General features: G+C 44.3%; 18 protein-coding genes. 6 read left to right on the forward strand and 12 right to left on the reverse strand.

The features are described 5' to 3' along the window. Positions 1–237 precede the first annotated feature (237 nt). The 3 genes from QVA83_RS01965 to QVA83_RS01975 form a co-directional block, all read right to left on the reverse strand. A complete protein-coding gene (locus QVA83_RS01965; protein ID WP_156078355.1) occupies positions 238–1,086 on the reverse strand; it encodes a putative RNA methyltransferase in 849 nt (282 codons plus the stop codon). A 136-nt stretch (positions 1,087–1,222) separates the two neighbouring features. Continuing rightward, on the reverse strand, positions 1,223–2,353 hold the full coding sequence (locus QVA83_RS01970) for an enoyl-CoA hydratase/isomerase family protein (protein ID WP_156078354.1): 1,131 nt from the start codon (positions 2,351–2,353) through the stop codon (positions 1,223–1,225). Positions 2,354–2,412: 59 nt separating this feature from the next. Further along, positions 2,413–3,567 (reverse strand): acyl-CoA dehydrogenase family protein, encoded by a 1,155-nt coding sequence (locus QVA83_RS01975; RefSeq protein WP_014949476.1) that lies wholly within the window; start codon positions 3,565–3,567, stop codon positions 2,413–2,415. 259 nt (positions 3,568–3,826) lie between these two features. Between QVA83_RS01975 and QVA83_RS01980 the strand changes: the two genes are divergently transcribed. Continuing rightward, positions 3,827–5,410 carry a response regulator gene (locus QVA83_RS01980; RefSeq protein ID WP_075176671.1) on the forward strand — a complete coding sequence of 528 codons (1,584 nt, stop codon included), beginning with the start codon at positions 3,827–3,829 and terminating at the stop codon, positions 5,408–5,410. A 145-nt stretch (positions 5,411–5,555) separates the two neighbouring features. On the opposite strand, the gene QVA83_RS01985 is transcribed toward QVA83_RS01980, so the two are convergent. Continuing rightward, positions 5,556–6,431, reverse strand: coding sequence for an NAD(P)-dependent oxidoreductase (locus QVA83_RS01985; protein WP_039227754.1), 876 nt, complete (start codon positions 6,429–6,431; stop codon positions 5,556–5,558). Between the two features lie 88 nt (positions 6,432–6,519). Here QVA83_RS01985 and QVA83_RS01990 point away from each other — a divergent pair, with 88 nt between their 5' ends. Both QVA83_RS01990 and QVA83_RS01995 read left to right on the forward strand, forming a co-directional pair. Then, positions 6,520–7,005: a glutathione peroxidase gene (locus tag QVA83_RS01990; protein ID WP_014949473.1), complete on the forward strand. Its 486-nt coding sequence runs from the start codon at positions 6,520–6,522 to the stop codon at positions 7,003–7,005. A gap of 174 nt (positions 7,006–7,179) precedes the next feature. Beyond that, positions 7,180–8,220 (forward strand): 2-hydroxyacid dehydrogenase, encoded by a 1,041-nt coding sequence (locus tag QVA83_RS01995; protein WP_014949472.1) that lies wholly within the window; start codon positions 7,180–7,182, stop codon positions 8,218–8,220. 94 nt (positions 8,221–8,314) lie between these two features. Here QVA83_RS01995 and QVA83_RS02000 read toward each other — a convergent pair whose 3' ends face one another. Continuing rightward, positions 8,315–9,061, reverse strand: coding sequence for a methyltransferase (locus QVA83_RS02000; RefSeq protein WP_156078353.1), 747 nt, complete (start codon positions 9,059–9,061; stop codon positions 8,315–8,317). 15 nt (positions 9,062–9,076) lie between these two features. Then, entirely contained in the window at positions 9,077–9,838 is a 762-nt protein-coding gene (locus tag QVA83_RS02005; protein WP_014949470.1) for a Nif3-like dinuclear metal center hexameric protein, read from the reverse strand. Between the two features lie 230 nt (positions 9,839–10,068). Between QVA83_RS02005 and QVA83_RS02010 the strand changes: the two genes are divergently transcribed. Beyond that, a complete protein-coding gene (locus tag QVA83_RS02010) occupies positions 10,069–10,416 on the forward strand; it encodes a hypothetical protein (RefSeq protein WP_014949469.1) in 348 nt (115 codons plus the stop codon). A 175-nt stretch (positions 10,417–10,591) separates the two neighbouring features. On the opposite strand, the gene QVA83_RS02015 is transcribed toward QVA83_RS02010, so the two are convergent. The 4 genes from QVA83_RS02015 to QVA83_RS02030 form a co-directional block, all read right to left on the reverse strand. After that, positions 10,592–11,215: a TetR/AcrR family transcriptional regulator gene (locus tag QVA83_RS02015; protein WP_014949468.1), complete on the reverse strand. Its 624-nt coding sequence runs from the start codon at positions 11,213–11,215 to the stop codon at positions 10,592–10,594. Between the two features lie 101 nt (positions 11,216–11,316). Next, positions 11,317–12,363 (reverse strand): protease SohB, encoded by a 1,047-nt coding sequence (sohB, locus tag QVA83_RS02020; RefSeq protein ID WP_156078352.1) that lies wholly within the window; start codon positions 12,361–12,363, stop codon positions 11,317–11,319. A 119-nt stretch (positions 12,364–12,482) separates the two neighbouring features. Beyond that, entirely contained in the window at positions 12,483–15,005 is a 2,523-nt protein-coding gene (locus QVA83_RS02025; protein WP_156078351.1) for an acylase, read from the reverse strand. Positions 15,006–15,245: 240 nt separating this feature from the next. Next, positions 15,246–17,843 carry a VolA/Pla-1 family phospholipase gene (locus tag QVA83_RS02030; protein WP_014949465.1) on the reverse strand — a complete coding sequence of 866 codons (2,598 nt, stop codon included), beginning with the start codon at positions 17,841–17,843 and terminating at the stop codon, positions 15,246–15,248. Positions 17,844–18,163: 320 nt separating this feature from the next. Between QVA83_RS02030 and QVA83_RS02035 the strand changes: the two genes are divergently transcribed. Next, positions 18,164–18,907, forward strand: coding sequence for a YciK family oxidoreductase (locus tag QVA83_RS02035; protein ID WP_014949464.1), 744 nt, complete (start codon positions 18,164–18,166; stop codon positions 18,905–18,907). Between the two features lie 95 nt (positions 18,908–19,002). On the opposite strand, the gene glnS is transcribed toward QVA83_RS02035, so the two are convergent. Further along, the gene (gene glnS, locus QVA83_RS02040) at positions 19,003–20,670 is read right to left on the reverse strand and encodes a glutamine--tRNA ligase (protein WP_156078350.1); all 1,668 of its coding nucleotides are present in this window, start codon (positions 20,668–20,670) and stop codon (positions 19,003–19,005) included. A gap of 296 nt (positions 20,671–20,966) precedes the next feature. On the opposite strand from glnS, the gene QVA83_RS02045 reads away from it, so the two are divergent. Then, positions 20,967–21,989: a LacI family DNA-binding transcriptional regulator gene (locus QVA83_RS02045; RefSeq protein WP_014949462.1), complete on the forward strand. Its 1,023-nt coding sequence runs from the start codon at positions 20,967–20,969 to the stop codon at positions 21,987–21,989. 102 nt (positions 21,990–22,091) lie between these two features. Here the strand turns inward: QVA83_RS02045 and QVA83_RS02050 are convergent, their stop codons facing one another. Beyond that, positions 22,092–23,789 carry an alpha-amylase family glycosyl hydrolase gene (locus QVA83_RS02050; protein ID WP_156078349.1) on the reverse strand — a complete coding sequence of 566 codons (1,698 nt, stop codon included), beginning with the start codon at positions 23,787–23,789 and terminating at the stop codon, positions 22,092–22,094.

Genomic DNA, 23,789 nt, shown 5'->3' on the forward strand with positions numbered 1-23,789 from the left:
GGTGCTGGCAAGTTTCCTAGCGAAGCGTGGGAATGCAGGAATGGCTGTTCCCTTTCAAATTCCCAGAATGAAGTTAGGAAGCTTGCCAGACCTTCCCGAAGGGCGAGTTTAAAATGTCCGTACTCTTTGTTGTGTCACCTTAATGTAGAACCACTATACCTGCGGTAACACGACGCGATTACGAACATTTTAACTCTCGCTGAGTGGGTAATGATCTATGCGGACTGGTATTAGATATTACTGTGGTGTTTTTTGCCATAGCTGAATATGGAAGTCTGCAGTTACGCTTTTCAACGTTTCAACAATCTCATCGATTTTGCCGTTTGGCAGTTTCCAGTAAAACGGCGTCATTCTGATAAGTGCCAGCGCATGTTCTTCGCTTTCGAAATGGATAGGAAAGGAAAAACATTCATTGTAAACCCGTGTAAGCCCATCTCGTTCTTGGTTGTCGATTTCATGCTGTCTTGGATTGTCGTACACCTGCTGTTTAAGCTCAAACAGGTGTTCAGGCGCAGGATCGACCGTCACTAAAAGGCCATTATTTTTAAGAGCCCTCACATATTCTTCATTACTCCCAGGTGCGAAAACCTGAATCATCACGTCTTGCGAGTTACCGCTTAGGGGTAAATCGAAACTGCTAGCAACAACGAACTGTGCTTGTTTGTACGCTTTAGCTGCCAGCTCTACTGCAATTTTGGCGATATCGCTACCTGCTCCTTCAACCTTTAAACCACTCGCTGAAAGTCCTTGTACCATCGCATCCAAGTAACTCCCCTCACCACAACCCGCGTCATAAACCTTTATGGCATTCTTTGATACTTCTTCATTGGCTGCCGTTTCATTTAGTACCTTTTCCACCAGCGTCACTAATTTATCTTTCAACGGCTTATAGGCATTTAATTGGTGGAATTCCCTTCTGGCTCTCACCATTGCTTTGTCGTCACCCGGAAGTTTCGACTTTTTAAATTGAACGGGCAAAAGGTTAACGTAACCAGATTTCGCTTTATCGAAGGTATGGTTGTTTTCGCAGCGAATAGGCGTTGTATGTAATGAGATAGGGAGTTTACAAAGTGGGCAGTGCCACATGACAGGTTCTTTTTACTGAGAATTTGCCGTAAAGGATATCAAACCCGACACCTTTACGGCAATAAGCGTAACAACATCACACGCCGAGTTAACACTAATACCGGGCGCTTTCGTACTTATTTGGAGAACTTTTACACTACAGCTTTGCCAATGGATGTTGCTCTTCAGCCCATGGAGAAGTGAAGAAATGTGCTATTGCGCTTTGCGGCACTTCATCTACTGTTTTGTATTTCCACTGTGGTGACATGTCTTTATCAATCAAAAGCGCTCTTACACCCTCTTGGAACTCACCACTTTCTCCACATCGACAGGACATATCAGCTTCCATTCTAAAACAGTCAGCCAACGTCATATTCGCACCTTTCTTACATTGCTCGAACACCAAATGCATAGTGATAGGAGAACCTTTGGCTAGAGTGCTTTGCGCTCTTTGTAACCACTTATTCTCACTCATGTCTGCGTTAAGAATGGCATGAACTACGTCGGTAACATTGTCAGCCGAACACAAGTCATTAATAAGTGCCATATTCGGCTCAACGTTGCCATTGGGAAGTTCTTCAGGCGTTTTCATTGTGTCGATAATGTGCGAAACACTAGAAGCCAAACTTTCGCTGTCGGTCTTTTCCCACGTGTATTCTACAAGGGTATTAAGCAAAGTGTCTTTTTCGGTACTCGCCAGCAAACTGTCTGCAAGCCCTACAAAGCAAGCATCGGAGCCATTCATTTGGCCGCCTGTTAGACCTAGGAAGAGACCTGCTTTACCTGGTAAGCGAGGTAGAAAATAGCTTCCGCCTACGTCCGGGTACAAACCTATCGTAATTTCCGGCATAGCAAGACGAGAGGTTTCGGTTACTATTCGATGGCTTGCACCGCATAGAAGCCCCATGCCACCGCCCATAACAATACCACTGCCCCATACAACAATAGGCTTACTGTAATTGTGAATAGTATAATCTAGCGTGTACTCAGTTTCGAAAAATGTTTCTAAGAAAGCTGGAATTTGCCCATTAGCTTCCACCATCGATTTGTACATAGACACTATGTCACCACCGGCGCAAAATGCCTTCTCGCCAGCAGCATCGATCACAACAGCTACGATATCGTTGCGAGACTGCCATCGCTGAAGCGCGTCAAGCATGATGCCAGCCATTTCCAAATCCAATGCATTTAATGCCTTTGGCTTGTTAAGCGTTAAACGGCCTATTGTGTAGTCGTTGCTAGACGTCTTGATTTCATCAACAATGACTACCGATTCCACATCTGTCATTTTCACTCCTTCCCATAGTCCATTAAATCGTGCCCGAATTAGTTCGATAGCGAAGTGTACTACAGTACACTTCTCTCATCTGACAGCAAACGTCTACCAATGATAACGCGCATAATTTCATTGGTGCCTTCCAATATTTGATGTACGCGAACATCTCTGAAGTGACGCTCCAACGGATATTCTTTGATATAACCGTACCCGCCGTGTAGCTGAAGGGCATCGTTACATACATTGAAGCCAACATCTGTCGCGAACCTTTTCGCCATAGCGCAATAGGTGGTTTTGTCTGGGTCGTTATTATCCAGCTTACAAGCCGCCATACGTACCATTTGTCTCGCTGCAACAAGTTCAGTAGCCATATCAGCTAATTTAAACTGTAATGCCTGGAAACCTGCAATAGGTTTACCAAACTGCTCACGTTCATTCATGTAGTCACGCGCAACGTTTAGCGCCTGCTGTGCAGTTCCTACCGAGCAAGTTGCAATATTAATTCGGCCGCCATCAAGCCCTTGCATGGCCATTTTAAAGCCTTGTCCTTCCTCGCCAAGTAACCAACTAGCATCTAATTTCACGTTATCGAACGTGATCATACGAGTGGGCTGTGCATTCCACCCCATTTTTTCTTCGGCTTTACCGTACTCAATCCCGTCGGTATTAGCCGGAACCGCGAATGCAGATACGCCCTTAGGACCATCTTCCCCTGTACGCGCCATTACAACAAGAACATCCGTACTGCCAGCACCAGAGATAAACACCTTAGACCCGTTAAGGACATACCCACCGTCAGCTTTCGTCGCCTTTGTTTTTAGCGACGCTGCATCAGAACCAGCGCCAGGCTCGGTTAGGCAATATGATGCAAGTTTGTCACCGGTTACCAGTTGGTCACACCACATATCTTTAACTTCACTGGTGCCCCAAGTGGCAATCATCCACGTTGCCATGTTATGTATGGTTAACATAGCTGTAGTCGTGGTACATCCCATTGAAAGCTGCTCGAAGATTATGGAGGAATCGAGCCTAGATAAACCCAGCCCACCTGCGCTTTCAGGCGCATACAATCCACAGAAGCCTAATTCACCCGCTTTCTTTATTGTTTCTACTGGGAAGTGATGTTCTCTATCCCACATAGCGGCGTTAGGTGCTAGCTCTTGCTGAGCGAATTGACGGGCGGTGTCTTCAAAGGCTAACTGGTCATCGGTTAATTCAAAATTCATTAGGCATACCCTCAATTGATTTGCTTTTGGACTACAATAACCAATACTTACCCCTTACGTAAACGTAAAGGTAAATTATTATTTAAAAACATTGAGGGTTAACGTAAATATTTTGTGACGAGCAATGCTATTTCTCTATAGATTCCAGCACGAAGCAAAAAAAAGTTATCCTTTTTAATAATGCACTTTTATCTCGCCGCTGATAAGCTAGGTTGATGTAAGTAAACCTTGTTTGGTCGCCGTGGAATTCAGAATAGCTATAGTAGAAGACAATGCTACTGCTCGGACTGCGCTTCGAGGACATTTAATGTCAATTGCTAACTTATCGGTAAGTAGCTTTGCGTCTGGTGTAGAACTGAAAGCGGCACTTAAAAAGCAAAACTTTGAACTCCTGTTAATGGACTATCACCTAGGTCAAGGCAAAACAGGCGTCGAATGGATCCAGAGTTTAAGAGAGGCAGGCTTCATAAGACCTAGCACAGGCATTATTTTCTTAACGTCTGATCGCTCACCGCAAATTATTGGCCGTATAATGGATTTACAGCCTGACGTTTTGCTTATTAAGCCATACACCATTGCTTCACTAACCCGCCAAATTAACCATTACTTAAGTTATCGAGACTTTGTTAAAAACGTATTGCACGCGCTGGATAACAAACAACTTGACCGAGCAATTAGTGTCGTTAGAGCTAAGATCACCGAAGGCATTCCTCCTCGGCTTGTTGCTGAAATTAGAAAGCTTTATGCACGTCTTCTTTTCGAGAATGGTGATTTACAACGAGCGTTGAGTATTTATGACGACGTGTTAACCCGCTCTGACAAAGTCCTTTGGGCACAATGGGGAAAAGTAAAGTGCCAGTACGCTTCGGGTCAATGGCCACATTGCAAAAGCCATTTGAGCCAAATGGTTAACTCTAGCTTGGCTCGCGACAAGGCATTTGAATGGCTTGCATCCATATCATTTGAACAAGACTCCTACGATCAAGTAGAAAAATACTTAAATGAAATTAAGTTTAGTGAATTAAGCCTACCGGCTGCAAAGTTAAAAACCATTGCGTATCAAAAGCAGGACAAGGTTGTAGAAGCCATCGATCTCTTACAGAAGAAACGGGCTATGCATCGCAGTGCAAAAGATAGGTTCAATGACTTTACGTTTGAGCTCGCTGAGTTCTATTTGTTTCTTGCAGAAGAGTCGCCTGAAACCAATAGAAAAGAAAGCTTGTCTCAGGCTAGAAAATTAGTAGGCATTGCCGGAAGAAGTCAGGGCGACCCGCAGACTTTACAAAAAAGAGACTACCTTCTGGCTTTCTCGGCTGTGCTGGACGGCGACTTAGAAAAAGCGGCACATTTGCTTGAAAGCGACTACGTCGACAACTACCTTCGCACTGAGCCGTCTATCCTCGTTATTGCTGCAAAAGTACATCACGGTCTTGGAGACGAACGCAAAGCTGGTGAGTTACTCTTGATGGCTAAGCGCAAAAACGCGGAGTTACAAGCTATTTCAGAACAGGTTATGAATGACGAACTGATTTTTTCGGGTGGAGAAAGGTTAGGTTTAAATCACGAACAGGCCATTTCTATAAACGAGGCCGGCACACAACTCTTTATCGAAGGCTTATTCAACAAGGCAATGAGGCATTTTTATGATGCTTTCCAACTCTCCCCCGATACCGCAGCGTTTGGCTTAAACCTTCTTCAGTGCATGATTGAGTCAGACACAGGTGTTTACCGAAAATTTAACGTCAGACAGCTACTCGACAAGATAATGTCACTCCCCTTGAATGACGTTAACAAGGCCCGTTTGGAACAGCTTACGCTATCTGCTCAAGAACAGGCGCTGTAATGTTTAATTAGCAAATGACTAAAGCAACATCCATAACCTGCGTTATGGATAACAACGCACCGCTTCCAGAACGCCACTGTTTTTCGCTGTTTAGTACATCTTATTGTAAACCAGCGGGCCTTTTATTCTTGTTAGTCTGTTAGCGTTATTTTAGTCGGGTAAGCAAACTCGATGTATCCCAACGGCCGCCACCAAGCTTTTGAACATCTGCATAATATTGATCAACAAGTGCCGTAAGCGCCAAAGTCGAACCGTTCTTACGCGCTTCATCCAATGCAATGCTTAAGTCTTTACGCATCCAATCAACAGCAAAACCAAAATCAAAGCTGTTATTTAGCATAGTGCTGGCTCTGTTTTCCATCTGCCACGACTGAGCTGCGCCTTTGCTAATAACATCGACAACCGCATTACAATCAAGCCCAGCACGCTGGCCAAAATGTAGTGCTTCAGCCAAGCCTTGTACGATGCCGGCAATACAAATCTGATTCATCATTTTTGCTAGTTGACCGCTGCCACTCTTACCAAGTAGCTGACTATGCCGTGCATAATGTGCCATTACCGGCTCAACCGTGCTGTATACGTCTTCATCGCCGCCCACCATAATGGTCAGCTGCCCGTTCTCAGCCCCAGCCTGGCCACCAGAAACCGGTGCATCCAAGAAGCCAACTTGCTTATCTTGGCAGCTTTTATATAGTTCTCTGGCAATATCTGCTGATGCAGTCGTATGATCGACCAATACACTACCCGTCTTCATCACTGCTAACGCCTGTGTGCCCACATCTCTTACATCATTGTCGTTACCCACACACATAAATACGATGTCTGCGCCTTCACACGCCTGCGCAACGGTATTGCTAGCACTGACTTTAGCGTCGCCAGTGTTATAGGTTGTTAGCCAATCCTGCGCCTTTTGAGAGGTACGATTATAAACAGTGACCGAATAGCCAGCTTTGCTCAAGTGCCCAGCCATAGGATAGCCCATTACACCCAAGCCCAAAAAACTCACTTTCAAATTACTCATACAAAATATACTCTAGATACTTAACAAAGATGGTTGGATTACCTAAGAGTAACAGACTTAACAACAACAAAAATATAGGAAAATAATTTTGGCGCTCTATGAACACGCTATTACGTTGAACAACGGTGAACAAACTACCCTTGAACAATACAAGGGTAAGGTATTACTTATTGTTAATACGGCAAGCAAATGTGGCTTTACTCCTCAATACGAAGGACTAGAGTCGCTCTATAAAAAGTACAACGATAAGGGCTTTGAAATTTTAGGGTTTCCCTGCGATCAGTTCGGACATCAAGAGCCAGGTAGCGACGAAGATATTGCGCAATTTTGTAGCCTTAATTTTGGCGTTTCATTCCCATTATTTAAGAAAACAAATGTAAATGGTCCAGATGCCAATCCGCTCTTTGATGAATTGAAAAACGAAGCCCCCGGTCTTCTTGGCACAAAACGTATAAAATGGAACTTCACTAAGTTCTTAGTTAATGCTCAAGGCAAGGTGCTAAAACGTTATGCGCCTACTGTAAAACCAGAAGCCATTGAAAAAGACATCGCTAAGCTTTTATCAGCGAATTAGTACGCTTTGCAGTTTAGATAGCCGCCGACATGGCGGCAGTGAACGAGCGTTTTGAAATATACCTAATGCGTTAGTGCTCAATACATCCCGCTAGATTTATTGACCTACATCTATGTAGTTTGAATGTGAATGTGGTAATTTTTTGCCGTCAAAGTGACTTAACTGGGTACTAAAATGAATACCTCTGCACGTAAAAAAGCGCACGATAACCTCAGCGACCAACAACACAAAAACATCGCTTTTTTTAGTACTCGCTCTTATGAACACGCTCTGTTTTCTGAATTGCTGGAAACATTAAACGGTGCTAGTGACAAAACCATCAATGCCACATTTTTTGAACACCCACTGAACGCTTCAACCGCTGCGAGTTGCAGTGGATTCAGCGATGTTGTTGTGTTTGTAAATGACGACATTAATAGGAAAACCATTGAAGCTCTAAAACTCTGTGGCGTTAAACATATCGCGCTTCGCTGCGCTGGCTTCAACAATGTTGATGTGGATGCAGCAGCAAAGGCAGGTATCACTGTAAGCCGCGTACCCGCTTATAGCCCTGAAACCGTAGCTGAACATACAATTGCGCTAATCCTTACGTTGAACCGAAAAACACATAAAGCATACAACCGAGTACGCGAAGGCAACTTCAATCTTGGAGGATTGATGGGCTTTACGCTTCACGGTAAAACCGTAGGGGTAATTGGCACAGGAAAGATTGGACAAGCGGTTATACGCATACTATTGGGATTTGGATGCCATGTGCTTTGCTTCGATCCGCATCCAAACAATGATGTAACCACAATGGGAGCCCATTATGTAACGCTCAATGAACTACTTGAAAAAAGCGTTATTGTTACCCTGCACTGCCCGCTCAACGAACAGAGTCATCATATAATCAATGCGAAGAGTATTGATAAAATGCCTCAAGGCGTCATGCTAATTAATACGTCAAGAGGCGGGCTTGTCGATGACAATGCCATCATTAAAGGGCTTAAGTCGAAAAAAATTGGATATTTAGGGCTAGATGTCTACGAAAGAGAATCCGAACTGTTTTTTAACGATCATTCGCAAGACATAATTCAGGATGATATTTTTCAGCGCTTAACTACGTTTCCGAACGTTTTAATAACGGGCCACCAAGGGTTCTTCACGCTCGAAGCCTTAGAGGAAATCGCAAAAATCACGGTCAATAATATTATGACGGGTGAGAACGCGCTCTAAGGCGCCACTACAACTATCTACGTATTAGCGCGCTCATAACCCTATGTAGTCCGTCACGTAAATATCCCAACAAACTCTTTTTTACTGGCTTTTTCTATTTCTCTTTTTCTAGAATCAGCTGAAAATATTTTCCTAACCAAAGGTAAGGCGCTTGCCTATGATACTGCCGCTCTAGCGCAAGTAAGTCATCAAATTTGCTGCTTTGATGGGTTATATCTCGCATGTAATCATGGAAACAACGAATGCCTGCTTTTTCGATAATTTTGAAACCCAATGATTCACAATGTTCAACCACGCGGGTTGCACTTAACGGCTGTTTTGGATTCAGTCTAACTTGCTTTTTAACTTTCATCCCTTTCGCGATGTAATCAAAGTTTCCGTAGATAGCATTGGCAAACAAATTCGCATCTTGGTTGAAAAAGCTTAGGCTTAAACGGGACCCTGGCTTCATGTTCTTATACATAAAATCGATAGCATCAAAGGGCGCATCCAGCCACTCTAAAACCGCATGGCAAATCACTAAATCAAAACTGTCTAAATCCTCAATCTGCTGCAAATATTGATGCCTAATTGTAATACTTGGTGCATCTGCAAGCAGTGCCTCAGCTTGTTTAAGTACATCCTTCGACGCGTCAGTTAACACAACAGAATGCCCTTTAGAAGCAATATGCGCTGTCATTACACCTGTCCCCCCACCTATTTCAATAGCGCGAACAGGCGTGGTTAAATAAGGCTCGAGAACATCACATAATAAGGTGTGCCTGAGCTTTCCCTTAGTAGTGCCATATATATTGCTTGAGAATTTTTCTGCAATACCATCGAAGATACGATCGTTATTCATATACTACAGTCATCGCTAAGCAGGATTGTCAATATCAATAAACTCGACAGGCACGTCGAATTGCTGCCCAATGTGCTCTCCTAAGGATTTCACACCGTAGCGTTCAGTAGCATGATGACCAGCAGCAAAAAAAGTTATCCCCATTTCCCTTGCCGTGTGTACAGTTTGTTCAGACACTTCTCCGGTAATAAATGCATCGACGCCCAGTTCAACCGCTTGTTCGATGAACCCTTGTCCACCTCCCGTGCACCAAGCAAGCTTCGATATAGGTTTTGATACAGGCCCCTCAATCAGCACGTCTCTCCCCAGCAACTTCTGTAATTTAACCTGTAACGCTGACCCTTCAATTTCTTCTTCAAAATTTCCGTGCACAACAACGCCAACAGGCTTCACACCGCTCACCGCACTTATATTTTGAATGCCTAATAGCGATGCAAGTTGTCGGTTGTTGCCAAATTCAGGGTGTACATCCAGTGGAAGGTGATAAGCAAACAAATTGATATCATTTGACAGTAGCGCTTGAAGGCGGCGCTTTTTCATGCCCGCAATCACTTGTGACTCACCTTTCCAAAAATAACCATGGTGAACAATTAGCGCATCTGCCTTAGCTTCTATGGCGGCATCAACGAGTGCTTGTGACGCAGTTACACCGGTAACTATCTTCTCAATTTTACTTGCGCCCTCTACCTGTAATCCATTGGGGCAATAATCACTGATCTCGCTAACCCTTAACATTCCATCAAGATAATTTTGTAGTTCTAGGCGGGTAATAGACACAAGTCCTCCGGTTGAAAGTTAGACAAATTGTTCAAAAAACGTTATAAAAAGACGCGAACGTTTAGCATTATACCTGTAATTAGACAATTATGAGTGGTGAGTAGATCCAATTTTAGTTTTGCGACACTTGCTGGCTTGGTCGTTACGCTGGGCGAGTTTTTCTCAGCGTTATAGCAATTACATACGTCGCATAGCGTTCGTCATCTTAACAAAATAAAGAGCAAAAAAGCATGGCAAACTTAGACAAAGACGAAGTGGTAGCAGCATTTACCGAGGCTTATAAAAAGGCGAACGGCAAAGCACCATCTATTGAAAGCAAAAGTGGTTGGTACAGTGTAGATGGCGGTAAGAACGTCCGTTTAGCACAGCTTCAAGAGATGACAGCGTCGTTAGCTTCTGGCTCTTCTGACGCCACGAGTGAAAGCGAAGAGAAAAAAGCGCCAAAGAACGAGGCAAAAGCCGCAGCGAAACCAGCGAAGAAAAAGGCACCTTCATCCAAAAAGTCAGGATTTTCGGTAAAGGATTTCTGGGCAGAAAAGCTCAATGCAGAGGCGCCTGGCGCAACCCTTCCTCGATAATTTTGCATAACCTGATTTAATATCTAGTTTAGCTACTGGTGTAAAAACGCAATAAATGTCGCATACCGTAAGTGTCGTTGAGGCACTTATGTTATGTGACCCCTTCACTATTTATTATGAAATGATAATAGCTTACCACTCTTTCTCAACTGAGTATTTAACGAGCGCGCTTGGATTATTTGCCTGCTAGCCCTTGAGCTACGAATGGAACTAGGTGCTGGATAACTTCTTTAATATCGACATGCTTGTGAAAGTCAGACTCAGCTATTTCTGTTAGCGCTTGGCTCGACGCCATTGAAAATACAAAACTTCCCATCGCAAAATGCAAGCGCCAGAATAGTTCTTCCTCAGGTAGATCAGGAAGACAGCGCCTTATAGCGTCGACAAGTGCACGGATACAATCACCGTAATCATTCATTAAGAACTTACGCAAATGCCCCTGAGTTTCGTTGTAGCCACGTCCTAGCAACTTAACAAACGTGGAAGTACCCTGCTCTGAAATGGTGTTGAGGTTAAGCATAGGAGGGATCAACGAATACAAGAGTTGCTCAACGCCCTTCGCACCTTCCATAGGTGTCAAAGACGCCAAGCAAGACTCTACCTGCGGCATTAGGTGATCAAAGTACCTTTTAAACACGGCTTGAATTAAATTCTTCTTACTGCCGAAGTGATAGTTCACCGACGCCAAATTCACTTCTGCTCTGGCAGTAATCTCGCGCATGGATGTTTGAGTAAACCCGCTTTGAGAAAATAAGTACTCTGCCGCATCTAATATATCGGTTTTAGTATGCCGTGCCATATTCTTTTTATTATCTTTTTGTAGGTTAAAAATTTAACGTACGTCTGTGTTAACAATCGTTTTATCGGTCCTGAATTATCAACACAGACAAATTGTCGCTATTAAAACCAGTGACGCGCTTTGCTCATTGATTTCATAAACACGCGCTCAACAACATTTGCTGCAGACATCCCCAGTTTCTCTGCTACATTTTTCTTCACAGCATACTTAACACTAAATATTTCGCGTGCGGGATAATGAGAAAGAATATAGTCATCTGAGGTTGTGATGTCGTCAATTAAGCCAAGCGACTTAGCTTTAATACCTGGCCAATACTCGCCTGTGGCGACTTTATCGATGTCCATATCTGGACGCTGGCTTTGAACGAAGTCTTTGAACAGTACATGAATCTCTTCAATTTCTTCTTTAAATTTCGCGCGGCCTTCATCGTTGTTCTCACCAAATACGGTTAGAGTACGCTTGAATTCACCAGCTGTGTGTTGTTCAAACTCAATATCATTTTTCTTCAATAGTTTATTGAAGTTAGGCAACTGAGCTAAAACGCCTATGCTGCCAATGTAAGCAAATTGAGACGCCAGTAATTTGTCTGCAACACAAGCCATCATGTAACCACCGCTTGCCGCCACTTTATCTACCGCAATCGTTAGTTTAAGACCCTTTTCCTTGATACGCTGAAGTTGAGACGCTGCAAGTCCATAGCCGTGTACAACACCCCCACCACTTTCAAGTCGAACCAAGACTTCGTCTTCTTTATTTGCTACACATAAGATAGCGGTAATTTCTTCTCGTAAGTGTTCCACTTCATTGGCGTCCATCGAACCTTTAAAGTCGATGACATAAAGACGGGACTTCTCAGACTCTTCGCCCTGTTCTGTGATTTTGGCTTTGTTTTTTGATTTATTTTTAGCTTTCGCTTCTTTTTTCTGTTCCTTGGCTAATTTCTTTAACGCATTTTTATCTAACAGAACCTGTTTCGCGTAATTTGTAATGTCTTTCAACTGCTCAGAAATAGACACGATTTCAAGTTGCCCTTTCCCATGCTTTTGCTTACTCGCTAAGCCAACAATGGTAGATACAACCACAATAAAAGCGATAACTAGCGTTACTGCCTTGGCAACAAACAAACCGTACTCGTACAAAAACTCCAAACTTTACTCCTAGTAAAATAAACGGGTAAGCGTCGTTGTTTACCCACAACGTAAATAGCGGCCTTGCTTTGTGAAAAGCAACGCCGCTTTGCTAATTACGTTATAATACCAGTCTCATCTTATTCTGACGATAGGGTAACTTGCTCTATCTTGTTAGCCTCTATCTCCTCGTCAGTAAAGAAGATATCTCTTAGCGTAGGCTGCGTAGAATAAAGCTGAGTTTGGTCTAAGAAATGTTCACTGCCATACTTGCGAGATTGTGAGTAGGTCAGAATACCCCGTCCCTTGGGGCCTTCATCAGTGAAGTTAATAACCATAGCCCAACTGGTGCCATAGTTAATATGGTAGCCTTCAGCTTCTGCACTCATTATGGTGTTACTATTCACAGGCTCGTAGTTATGACGTGGAAGCAACGTACCGTTCCTGTTGCTTATAACGTCAAACACGTTAAAGCCACCTTCAATATTGTGTGCACCAGCCCATGGTAGTTTGATACCAGACGCCGTGCCATCTGGCAGGCTTCGCTCAACAAACTGAACGTCCCCTAGCGGCGCGTCAAATGCGACACCAGCTTGCTCAATCACTTGAGTTGCTCTTGCCAATTGTTCAAGAGTAACGTCATTTTGCATCAAGCCAGAAGGCGTAGTGACTGGTGATTCTAGTGAAAACGGCGTCTCCCACTGTGGCGCTTGGTTAAACTGGAATGCAAACTCTCTAAACACGTGTGCACCAGTACTTGTAAGGTTCATGGTGCCATCCCAATCCTCCAACGCAGCACAGGCTTGTGAAACATCAACGCTAGTTCCGTCTACATCTACAGGTGTTGAACCTTGCGCGGCGCATAGCGAAAGCAATGAAGGCAAAATATTCTCTGCTAAATAACTTCTGTTATTAAACAGTAAGCCTTCCACTTCGTCTGGCCTAAAGGTTCCGTCACTTCCCGCTTCGTTTTCAATAAACTGTTGACCCATTCTTGAGCGTAGTGTTTGTTGATATTCCACGCTACCAAATAGCGGATTGCTTACAACAATTGGTGAGTTTAAATTCGTTAACCAATAGCTGTCGTTCGAGTTTTGAACTGAATCCGTGCCCTCGTACTTAGGCGCTTCTTCGTATGGAACGGGTCCTTCGAAATCAAACTGCGAAATGTTACCCGGTAATACGGTAAAGCCAGCAGCTGCTTTAGTTTGAATAAGTAACGGGTTAGTCGTTAGTTGCTCAATTGCGGTTTCGGTTAGATTCGGCACGGTTGAATCGTCAATGTAGAAGACTTGACCATCATCAGAGGCAGCCATTGTATTATTGAAAATAACACCGTCGTAATCTTTAAACGCCTGCTTAAACTCGTCCATGGATGTCGCCATATTCATGGCAAGCCAATGGTCTACAATATCGAAATTAGGCAGATTTGCGTCTTTTATGGCAAAGGCATTATTACCATTCCAATCAAAGTTACCAGGCACTTCAATCATTGGACCGTAGTTGGTGTAATACGCGGTCTTATTAAGCTTAATGGTTTGCCCTCCACCCACTGCGACATCAATTTGAAGTGGCTTTTCATAGATGGTGCGTCTGTTGCCATCAACCATATGGGTAAGGCCAGATTCATCATTTTCGTCGAGGGTCAGCTGATACACAACAAAATGTTCAGCCGTCGAGAAGGTGTGTGTCCATGCAACGTTTTCGTTAAATCCGATATTTACTGCACCAGGCAATCCCATCAACGAGCCACCTGTTACATTCAAGTGTCCGGGTACTTGAGCATGAAAATTCCAAAAGCGTAGATTTCCTGTGTGAGGAAAATGCGGATTGCCTAAAACCATACCTTTGCCATTGGTCGTTTTATCGCTGCCTAACCCCCAACCATTAGAGCCCATTTCTTGAGGATTTTTTTCAGGCAGACCTACCGTTGGTGAAATCTTAAACGTAGAAGCAACGTCACTTGAGGACGCAGCTGGAGTAGGTAGATAACTCTCACCTTCAGGCGCTGCAATAAACATAGGTCCTAAGAAATTAGCGGCCCCAGGTAATAGCGCCACGCCTAATGAGTACGTTAATAGATCCACACTATCAATTTCAGTGACCCATGGTTGGCCAGCACAGCTTTGATCTTGTTCTTCTACAGGAGTTTCAGCTAAGTACCGGTTGTATCCAGCAGTGTAGCCTTGAAACATTGCACGTGAATTAGCAGACAACCGAGGTAAGTTCTCTTCTGCTAACTCTCTAATACCTAGAGTAAGAAAACCGAAATCGTTAATAAGATGCTCTGAATCACCGCTACCAGGTACAGTATCTGGACCAAAATACTTAGCTCTCTCAGAGTTATACTTAACAATCTGGTCGGCCAATACACAAAGGTTATCGCGTGCAAACGCATAACCCACACCGTAAGCCATACTTTCTAGGTTATCGGCTTTCACATGCGGAACGCCATAGGTGGTCCAGGTAACATCCGCGGACAGTGTACCGTCAGGAGAAAATGCTGGAATTGGTGCTGGTGTTGGTTCGGGTGTCGTAGGCGTTGTGGGCGCTGGTTGTTCTACGTTAGAAAAGTCGTTATCGTTATCGCCGCACGCACCGAGAAGTGCAGTGAGTGATAACGCAATAAGCGTCCGTTTAGCGTTAAAGGTGTTGTCAATCATCTCAAATGTTCCCTAATGATAAATGAAAAAGGTCAACCACTCTTACCGCACGCGTCTTCAAAGCGGTGTTAATTACAGCATAAGTAAAACTGATCCGACCTGAATTCACACTACATTAACAAATAAAAACATTCAAACAACATTGTAATTTTTCTACAAAAAAGCCGGCAATAACGCCGGCTTTCTTTCTGTAAAATGTAAGCAGTTGTAACGCTGCCCATTGGAGCAAACTACCCTTGGCTAGTTCGCTACAACACTTTCATCAGAAATTGGCAGTACAAGTGCGTCAGACGCAATATAACCCGCCACTTCTTTTTGCATTTCCGTTGTTACCGCTGCGCTCGCCGCAGGGCTTAAGCTAGAAGCATGAGCACCACTATTGAACTGTACAATTCCGCTAATTGGATCTGTACCAGGACCTTGCGTGGTTGTCACTTGCTCTAAACCAATGGTCGCTGCCAGAGGAAGCTGACCTGACAATGGTAACGCTGTTGAAATTGGAATAACTTGATCCGGAAGGTTCGCGTCGCTGCCATCACCCACTACGGTCATCATATGAACTGGCGTATTGCTACCCAGTGTTTGAGCGTAGTTAGTAGGGTCACCTGCATCCATTACCGTTTGCGCAGCAAAAGCAAACTCTGCAAATACTGCATTTACTTGGGCAGCCTGCTCAGCAGTAAGATTTTCTTCAAAAATCGCTACCGCTGCGCGAAGTTGTTCTTCGCTCACATCAGTGGTTTCATACAGTTGATTTAGCAAGGCAACAAACTCTTCAGAAGCCTGAGACAGCAACAAACCTTTGATAAGTGGACCAAACGCGGCTGACTCAATTAGGAACTGAGCAACACCGCCCCCTGGAGACTCAAGAGAAGCTTGCTTGACAGCAAACATGCCATCAAGTGCTGCTAAATCGCCGCCCATCGACGTGTTTGCCACTGAAGCAAAATTACCACCAGTGATAGCGCCTAGAGACACACCCATAATCGATACACGTGACATATCAAACTTAACATTTTGCGCTGCTGTGGTATCGACAACTGCGTTTAGTCCTAAACGTAGACCAAGTAAATCTGACACGCTTTGGCGTAGATTGTCGCGAGCCGTAGGCAAGCTGGCAAGGTTCATATAGTGAGTTGCGCTAACCGTAGTCGCGTTCAGTTCATCTGTACCGTCGCCATTAAGGTCAAAACCGCGGCTACCGTGTAATGGTTGGTCGATTGCTACTGACGCAATACCTGCTAGAGACAGAGTACCAGTGATGGCAAGCATATCTTCTTTTTGGCTGGTAATGCCGTGCGCTAGAATAACCACTGGCCAACCGGCTTCAGGCATGCTGATAGGAAAACCTAAAGCACCTGCAATTGCTGGGTCAGGAATAGTAACTTGAACGTCTAACGTTTCTGTACCCATGTTTCCGCCAGTAGGCTGTGGATATGGGTTGAATTTAGTAATGTTTCTTGCGCTATCTAACATTTCGCCGTTAATACGAACGTCAGCAAGGCCTAGTGAAGAACACATTGCTGCATTAGGACCTGGCTCTGCGTCTGCAAGTAATTCTTGAGGAGCACCAGCTAAAACAATTCCGCTGTCACAAGCTGCCTTCCAGAAATCATTTACTGGAGCAAGTGGGTTCTCTGCACTTGGAACACCCAAGAAATAAGGCAACGCAATATTACCTTCATAACGTTGAGCTGCACAGAAAGGACCGGCTTGCGCTAAAATGCCCGTAGAAACACCAACAGCAAATTCGTTCAGCGCACCCCATTGAGCAGAAAGTTGACCAGACGCCGTACCCGCAAGTCCTGCACAAGTTTCTAACAAGCTGAAATCAGTAGCGTCAATCGCTGCTTGAATGTTATCTGGTAGACCTTGTTTACCCTGCTCTACTGCGCCAGCTACAACAGTAGCGTTTACAAGACCAAGTGCTTCCATGGCATTAGGCGCTGCAGATACATCGCTTACCGTGATTGCAGGTAGTGCAGTTGGAGCGGACGGGTCACCGCCAGCGGCCAGTTGTGCAAAACGGCTAATCATGACCTTCTTGATGGTATCAAGCGAGTTGGCAATAGACTGTGTGGTGAAAGCTGACACGTAAGTAATGTCTTCACGGTCGAAACCCGCACCAAGCACTGGATTAACTAACGAATTAACTAAGCCTTGTAATTGAAGCTGTGCTGCACTTGATAGAGGATTAGTGTCGATGTCTTGTCTTACTGAGTCCCACGTAGTTGAGCCCTGAACCGATTTGCCAGAAGAGTCTTTCAAATCAGTGGTCATTACTAACATGTAGCCCTGAGCTGCTTTTAGCGGCTTAAGAGGAACAAAAGTGATTGTGTTGCTATCAGCAAGGCTGAGTACGTAATCAACACCAAAGGTAAGTTGATCGCCAAGCTTACAACCCGCAGAAGGTGTTGTAACCTGCGCACAGTCAGGATCACTTTGGTCAAGACCTAACGTTGCTTCAAAAAGCAACACGCCAGAAGATAATGTACTTGCATCAAGCGATGCGCCAGCAGGTGTTTCTACATTAATTACAAACGGGTGTTGAGTTGACCAACCGTCTAACACGTTAAGTGCATTTTGCGGGTCAGCAAAATCTGTAGGGTCATCGACCGGAATATTCAGTGTGTAATCAAAGAAACCATCATCGCCTGGAAGCATCAGAAGGTCGTTTGGAATGTTCAAGTTCCCATTAGCTGGGTCAAAAACGATTCGTGAAAATGGTGTTTGGACTTCTGTTTCGGCCTGAATGTCGGAAAGGGTTTCATCGGAGCCACCACAGCCTGCTAGACCCAGCGCAAGGGCCACACTGGAACTTAATACGAGTTTTCTCATCTCTACTCCCTACAAGCATTGTTGTTATTCTGTGTCTAAAACTTAACTCTATTAAAAGTAGCTTGGTCTACCCTGTCTTTACAGGCGTAGATGATAGTTTTAAACATGTTAGACCAGTTGTATCTTCCTCAATCTTATTGACTTTGTTGCAACTTTGCAAAGTTTTGTTAACTACTTTTGTTAACTTTTTTTACGTTTGAAGAAATTTTCATTCATTGTTTTACTTGTGAGTCAGGCTGAGTATGATCTGGGGTTTGATTCTCAATTGGGTCTACAGGCCCCAATCATTGCGATATAAATGAACCTTTTGAAGGAAAATGATGAACGATTACAACGCACCAGCGGATTTATTGCGCGATAAAGTTATTCTTATCACCGGGGCTGGCGATGGAATTGGTGCACAAGCCGCAAAAACGTATGCTGCACATGGCGCTATTTGTATTTTATTAGGCCGCACCGTGTCTAAACTTGAAGCTGTGTACGACGATATTGTCGCAGCAGGTGGTCAAGAACCCGCCATTGTTCCTCTAGATATCAAAGGCGCAACGCCCTCTCATTATCAGCAAATGACGCAAACCATTATTGACCAGTTTGGCCGATTAGATGGTGTTCTTCACAATGCGAGTATTTTAGGCCACCTTAGTGCATTTAAAGATATTGATGCGCAAGAATGGCAAGACGTGATGCAAATTAACCTAAATGGCATGGTTTTCATGACACAAGCGCTTATTCCCGCTCTAGAGAAGGCAGAAAGTGCATCGGTAATTTTCACCACCTCTAGCGTAGGCAGAAAAGGTCGCGCATTTTGGGGAACGTACGCCGTATCAAAATTCGCAACAGAAGGCGTTATGCAAACCCTTGCTGATGAATATCGAAATAAGTCACTGCGCTTTAACTGTATTAATCCAGGTGGTACCCGCACACAAATGCGCGCTCAAGCGTTTCCAGCAGAAAACCCTGATACACTAAAAACACCTGAAGATATTATGCCTACGTATCTTTATCTTATGGGCGAAGACAGTAAGGAAACAACCGGACAGTCACTTGATTGCCAACCAAAGTAATTAACGAAAGCAATGTTCCGTTAAACGAAAAAACCGCTTAAGCAGCACTTAAGCGGTTTTTTGTTTACAGCGCATAAATGGCTAAAGGCCAGTGCCTACTCGCCCATTTTGGCCCATGTATCTCTTAGACCTACAGTGCGGTTAAAGACCGGCTTGTCGTCTGTGCTGTCTTTATCTACACAGAAGTAGCCAGTGCGTTCAAACTGCCATGCTCCTACTTCAGGAACATTGTCTGCCAATCCGGCTTCTACCCAACCGTGTTTTACTTCCAACGAGTCAGGGTTAATCGCATCGGTAAAGTTTTCTTCCGCTGCTGGGTTAGGCACGTTAAACAAGCGGTCGTAAAGCCTAAACTCTGCTGCCTGTGCTGTTGCTGCATCCACCCAATGAATAACACCTTTAACTTTGCGGCCATCAGCCGGATCTTTACCTAGAGTATCTGCGTCATAAGTACAAAAAACGGTTGTTACATTACCATTTTCATCTTTTTCAACGCGATTAGCTTTAACCACGTAGGCGTTACGAAGACGAACTTCTTTATCAAGCACTAAGCGCTTAAACTTCTTGTTCGCTGACTCTCGGAAGTCTTCTGCTTCTATATACACTTCGCGACTGAAGCCGATGTTACGCGTACCCATACTTTCATCGTTAGGATGATTTGGCGCAACCAGCGTTTCTGTCTGGCCTTCCTCATAATTTTCGATAACGAGCTTTATTGGCTCTAGTACGGCCATTGCGCGAGGAGCATTTGCATTTAGGTCGTCGCGTATGCACGCTTCTAGCATGGACATTTCAACCATGTTGTCCATCTTAGTCACACCGATGCGTTTACAAAACTCAACGATTGAACCCGGTGTGTAGCCGCGACGGCGTAAACCTGCAATGGTAGGCATGCGTGGGTCGTCCCAGCCATGTACATGGTTTTCGTCGACTAACTGAATCAGACGACGCTTGCTTAATACCGTATATTCTAGATTAAGACGTGAGAATTCATACTGTCTTGGCGTGCAGTCGATAGAAATGTTTTCGATAACCCAATCATAAAGACGACGGTTATCCTGGAACTCTAGTGTACATAGGGAGTGCGTTATTCCCTCAATGGCGTCTGAGATACAATGTGTAAAATCGTACATTGGATACACGCACCACTTATCACCAGTTTGATGATGGTGAGCATGCTTAACGCGATAAATTACCGGGTCACGCATGCACATAAATGGCGATGCCATATCAATTTTCGCACGCAGACTACACTCACCTTCTTTATATTCGCCTGCCGTCATTTTGGCAAACTCACTGAGGTTAGTTTCAACGTCTGTATCGCGATAAGGGCTATTTTGACCAGGCTCTTTAAGTGTGCCACGCATTTCGCGCATAACGTCTTGCGCTGAAAAATCTACATAGGCTAAGCCTTTTTCAATAAGTTCAACGGCGTATGCGTGTAGTTGGTCAAAGTAATTCGATGAATAGCGCGCTTCTCCGTCCCACGTAAATCCAAGCCATTGCACATCTTCCTTAATTGAATTAACGAAGGTAATGTCTTCTTTTGCAGGGTTGGTATCGTCAAAGCGTAAATTGCACGTACCTGTGTAGTCTTGAGCAATACCAAAATTCAAGCAGATAGACTTGGCGTGGCCAATGTGTAAGAAGCCATTCGGCTCTGGTGGAAACCGTGTTTTAATTGCGTCATGTAGACCACTAGACAGGTCTTTATCAATAATCTGACGGATAAAATTGGTCGGACGGTGTTCAGTCTCGGCCATTCGCTTGTTCCCCTTATGCACGTAATATTTCAAAATCTCGCTGAGTATAACACTCTCGCAATTACTTCAACCATGTTTTATTCAAAGAAGCCTGACAAGTGATTGAATTAAGAGCGATCTGCAAATACCTTCTAAAACTAAATGCCGTTATGACTTCCAAAATATAAATAAGCACTAACGAAATCGTAACTTTGCGTGGCATTTGAGCGACTGCGTCTCAAAATGCGCGCGTCATTATAAAAATATGGTAATCTAAATTCGCGACAACAAGGTCGTAGCAGCAAATCATGGTGTTTATGAAAGAAAAAGCAACCTCTTTTGACATTGCCCACTTGGCAGGTGTTTCGCAGTCGACGGTTTCGCGAGCGTTAAATAATAGCCCGCTAGTTAATCAAGAAACTAGAGATCGCGTTCAGCGTATTGCCCGGGAACTCAATTACAAAGTGGATAAAAACGCAAGTAACTTGAGAAAGCAAAAGAGCAGCACAATTGCCCTACTCTTGTTTGAAGATCCTACGTCCGATGATTCGATGATTAATCCGTTCTTCCTAGCGATGCTCGGCAGTATTACCCGCGCGTGTGCGCAAGCAAACTATGATCTGCTTGTGTCCTTCCAAAATTTAGATGATGACTGGCACGCAGAATATGAAGACTCAAATAAGGCTGACGGCATTATTCTATTAGGATATGGCGACTATACTGATTACCAAAACAAAGTCGCGCAACTTGAATCACAGGGCACGCACTTTGTTCGTTGGGGTGCGCCAGATGAAGCCCACCCAGGGGTTAGTATCGGTTGTGATAACTATCAAGGTGGCCAAAGCATAACGTCACATTTAATTGGCTTGGGTAAAACTTCCTTTGCGTTTATTGGCGACAACGGCGATCACGCCCCTGAATTCAAAGCGCGTTTTAACGGTTATTTTGAAACACTTCAATCCCATGGGCTTGATCAGTCAAGTGTTCAACGCAATGCTATTTCGACTGAGGATGCGGGGTCAGAAGCGGTGAAATCATTGCTGCAAAGTGGCGAACTTCCCCAAGCAATTGTCTGCGCATCGGACCTTATTGCAATGGGCGTGCTTAGAGCGCTGCGCCAGGCAAAAGTGAATGTGCCTGATGATGTAGCCGTGGTTGGCTATGACAATATTGCGGTTTCAGCCTACACCACGCCTTCGCTCACCACTGTTCAGCAAAATACCAAACTGGCGGGCGAGTTATTGGTAAACACCTTATTAAAAGCCATTAACAACGAAGACGTTCAGGATTATTTAATGCCTGCGGATATTATTATTAGGCAGTCATGTGGCAGTGAGTAAGCGTGCGCAAATTACACGCTAGAAATTAAGCAATCACTGATTAACAAAAAGCCCCGGGCGTTAAACAACCACGGGGCTTTTTTATTGTGCGCTAAACACGTTTTATTGGCGGGCCAACTGATGCTTAATTTGAGCAAGTAATGCACTGTTACTTACTTGACCCTCGCGCACCCATACCTGAACGCCATTGGGCTTAACCGTTGCGGTTAACGCATCACCTAGTTTTACCGTTTGCGTTTCTCCAGATAATTGTTCCGTCCAGTCGCCCGATTGCATAAAGTCACTAACCTCAAAAGATTGTGCGGCATTACCCTTATTAAGTAATACAAGTGCAGTCTGCTGTGTTTCTGCAGTATCAACAACGCGATAAAACGCCGCTTGATGCCCGTCAAGTTCAACGTTGACTTGAACACCGCGCTGCAGTGCTACCGTGTTTTTACGCACATTGGCAATCTTTGTTAGCGCCTGTTGAATAGGATGTGTCTTGGCTTGGTCTAGGCGCTCTTGGCCAACATAGTTACGATTGCCGGCATGTTCCGCCGTACCGCGCATGAAGCCAATTTCAGATCCCATGTATACAACCGGAATGCCTCTTACTGTAAACAACCAATTATGCGCATTAATAAAGCCTTCATCAGTGGCATTAATGCGCGCCATATCGTGGTTATCGTAGAACGTAGTTAATTCATATGGATTGTTATATGGCCCGTGCGTAAGATGAAGCACCGTTTCTAAGTCAGCAAAATCACTCTCTAGCGGCTTTTCAAATACACTCACCATGGCCTTTTGCATAGGAAAGTCTAATACACTGACGCCCCCATTTTTCGGTAACGTATGTTGGGCAATGTTGTTCGCCTCATAGTCAAATGCTTCGCCAAACATAAAAAAGTCAGGGTTTTGCTCGCGAATACGATCTGACGCTTCACGCCAAAACGCATGAGGCACATGCCTGATTGTATCTATTCTAAATGCATCAGCACCTTGAGAAATCCAATGCAAATAGCTGTTGATGAGATAATCGCGTACGGCGGGGTTTTCGTCATCTAGATTAGAAAGCTTTACTAAATCTGGATAGTTGTGAAAAAAGCTATGAAGCGGGTTGTTTTCAGGGTCAAGCTCTTCAGGCGCCAAGTTTTGATGATCAGCAACCAGATTTCCATCACTGTCATATATTTCTCCGTAGCCGGGTAAGTCCTTTTCCATGGTGAAGCTTGGTGTGCCGTGATTTGCCACAATATCAAACACGGACTTAAGGCCATGTTGACGCATTTTCGCCGTATAGTCACTAACGCTTAAATTGGCGCTAACCAAATGCTCGTCAGCTTTATAGAAATTCGTTGCCCAATAGCCGTGATAACCCGTTTTACCACCGTCTTTAAAGGCACCGCCATAAGTAATGGGTTCATCGCCATTAAACGCATAGTCCGGGTTATCGTGGACAGGCGTCATCCATACTGCCGTGAACCCCATTTCTTTAATATATTCGGCGTTGTTTAAGATACCCTGTAAATCACCGCCCATGTAACCCACATAGGCTTTCTTACCATCAGGACCTTCTAGGGGCAGTTGCCACGTAGGGTGATCGCCTCCCTGCTCTTCATGATTGTTCGAAGGGTCGCCGTCTACAAAGCGATCTGTCACAACAAAGTACACCGCTTCGCTAGCAAATGGCGTAGCGGTACCCACGATAGCGTGGCTGTTTTCTTGTATATCGTTAGATGAAGGAACAGATGTACTCGAGCAGGCTGAGCAAAATAAACCAGCTAACGTTAATGCGATTGTTGTACGATTAAATGACAT

Source organism: Alteromonas sp. AO-Serp (genome assembly GCF_017849675.1).
Taxonomy (GTDB): Bacteria; Pseudomonadota; Gammaproteobacteria; order Enterobacterales; family Alteromonadaceae; genus Alteromonas; species Alteromonas macleodii.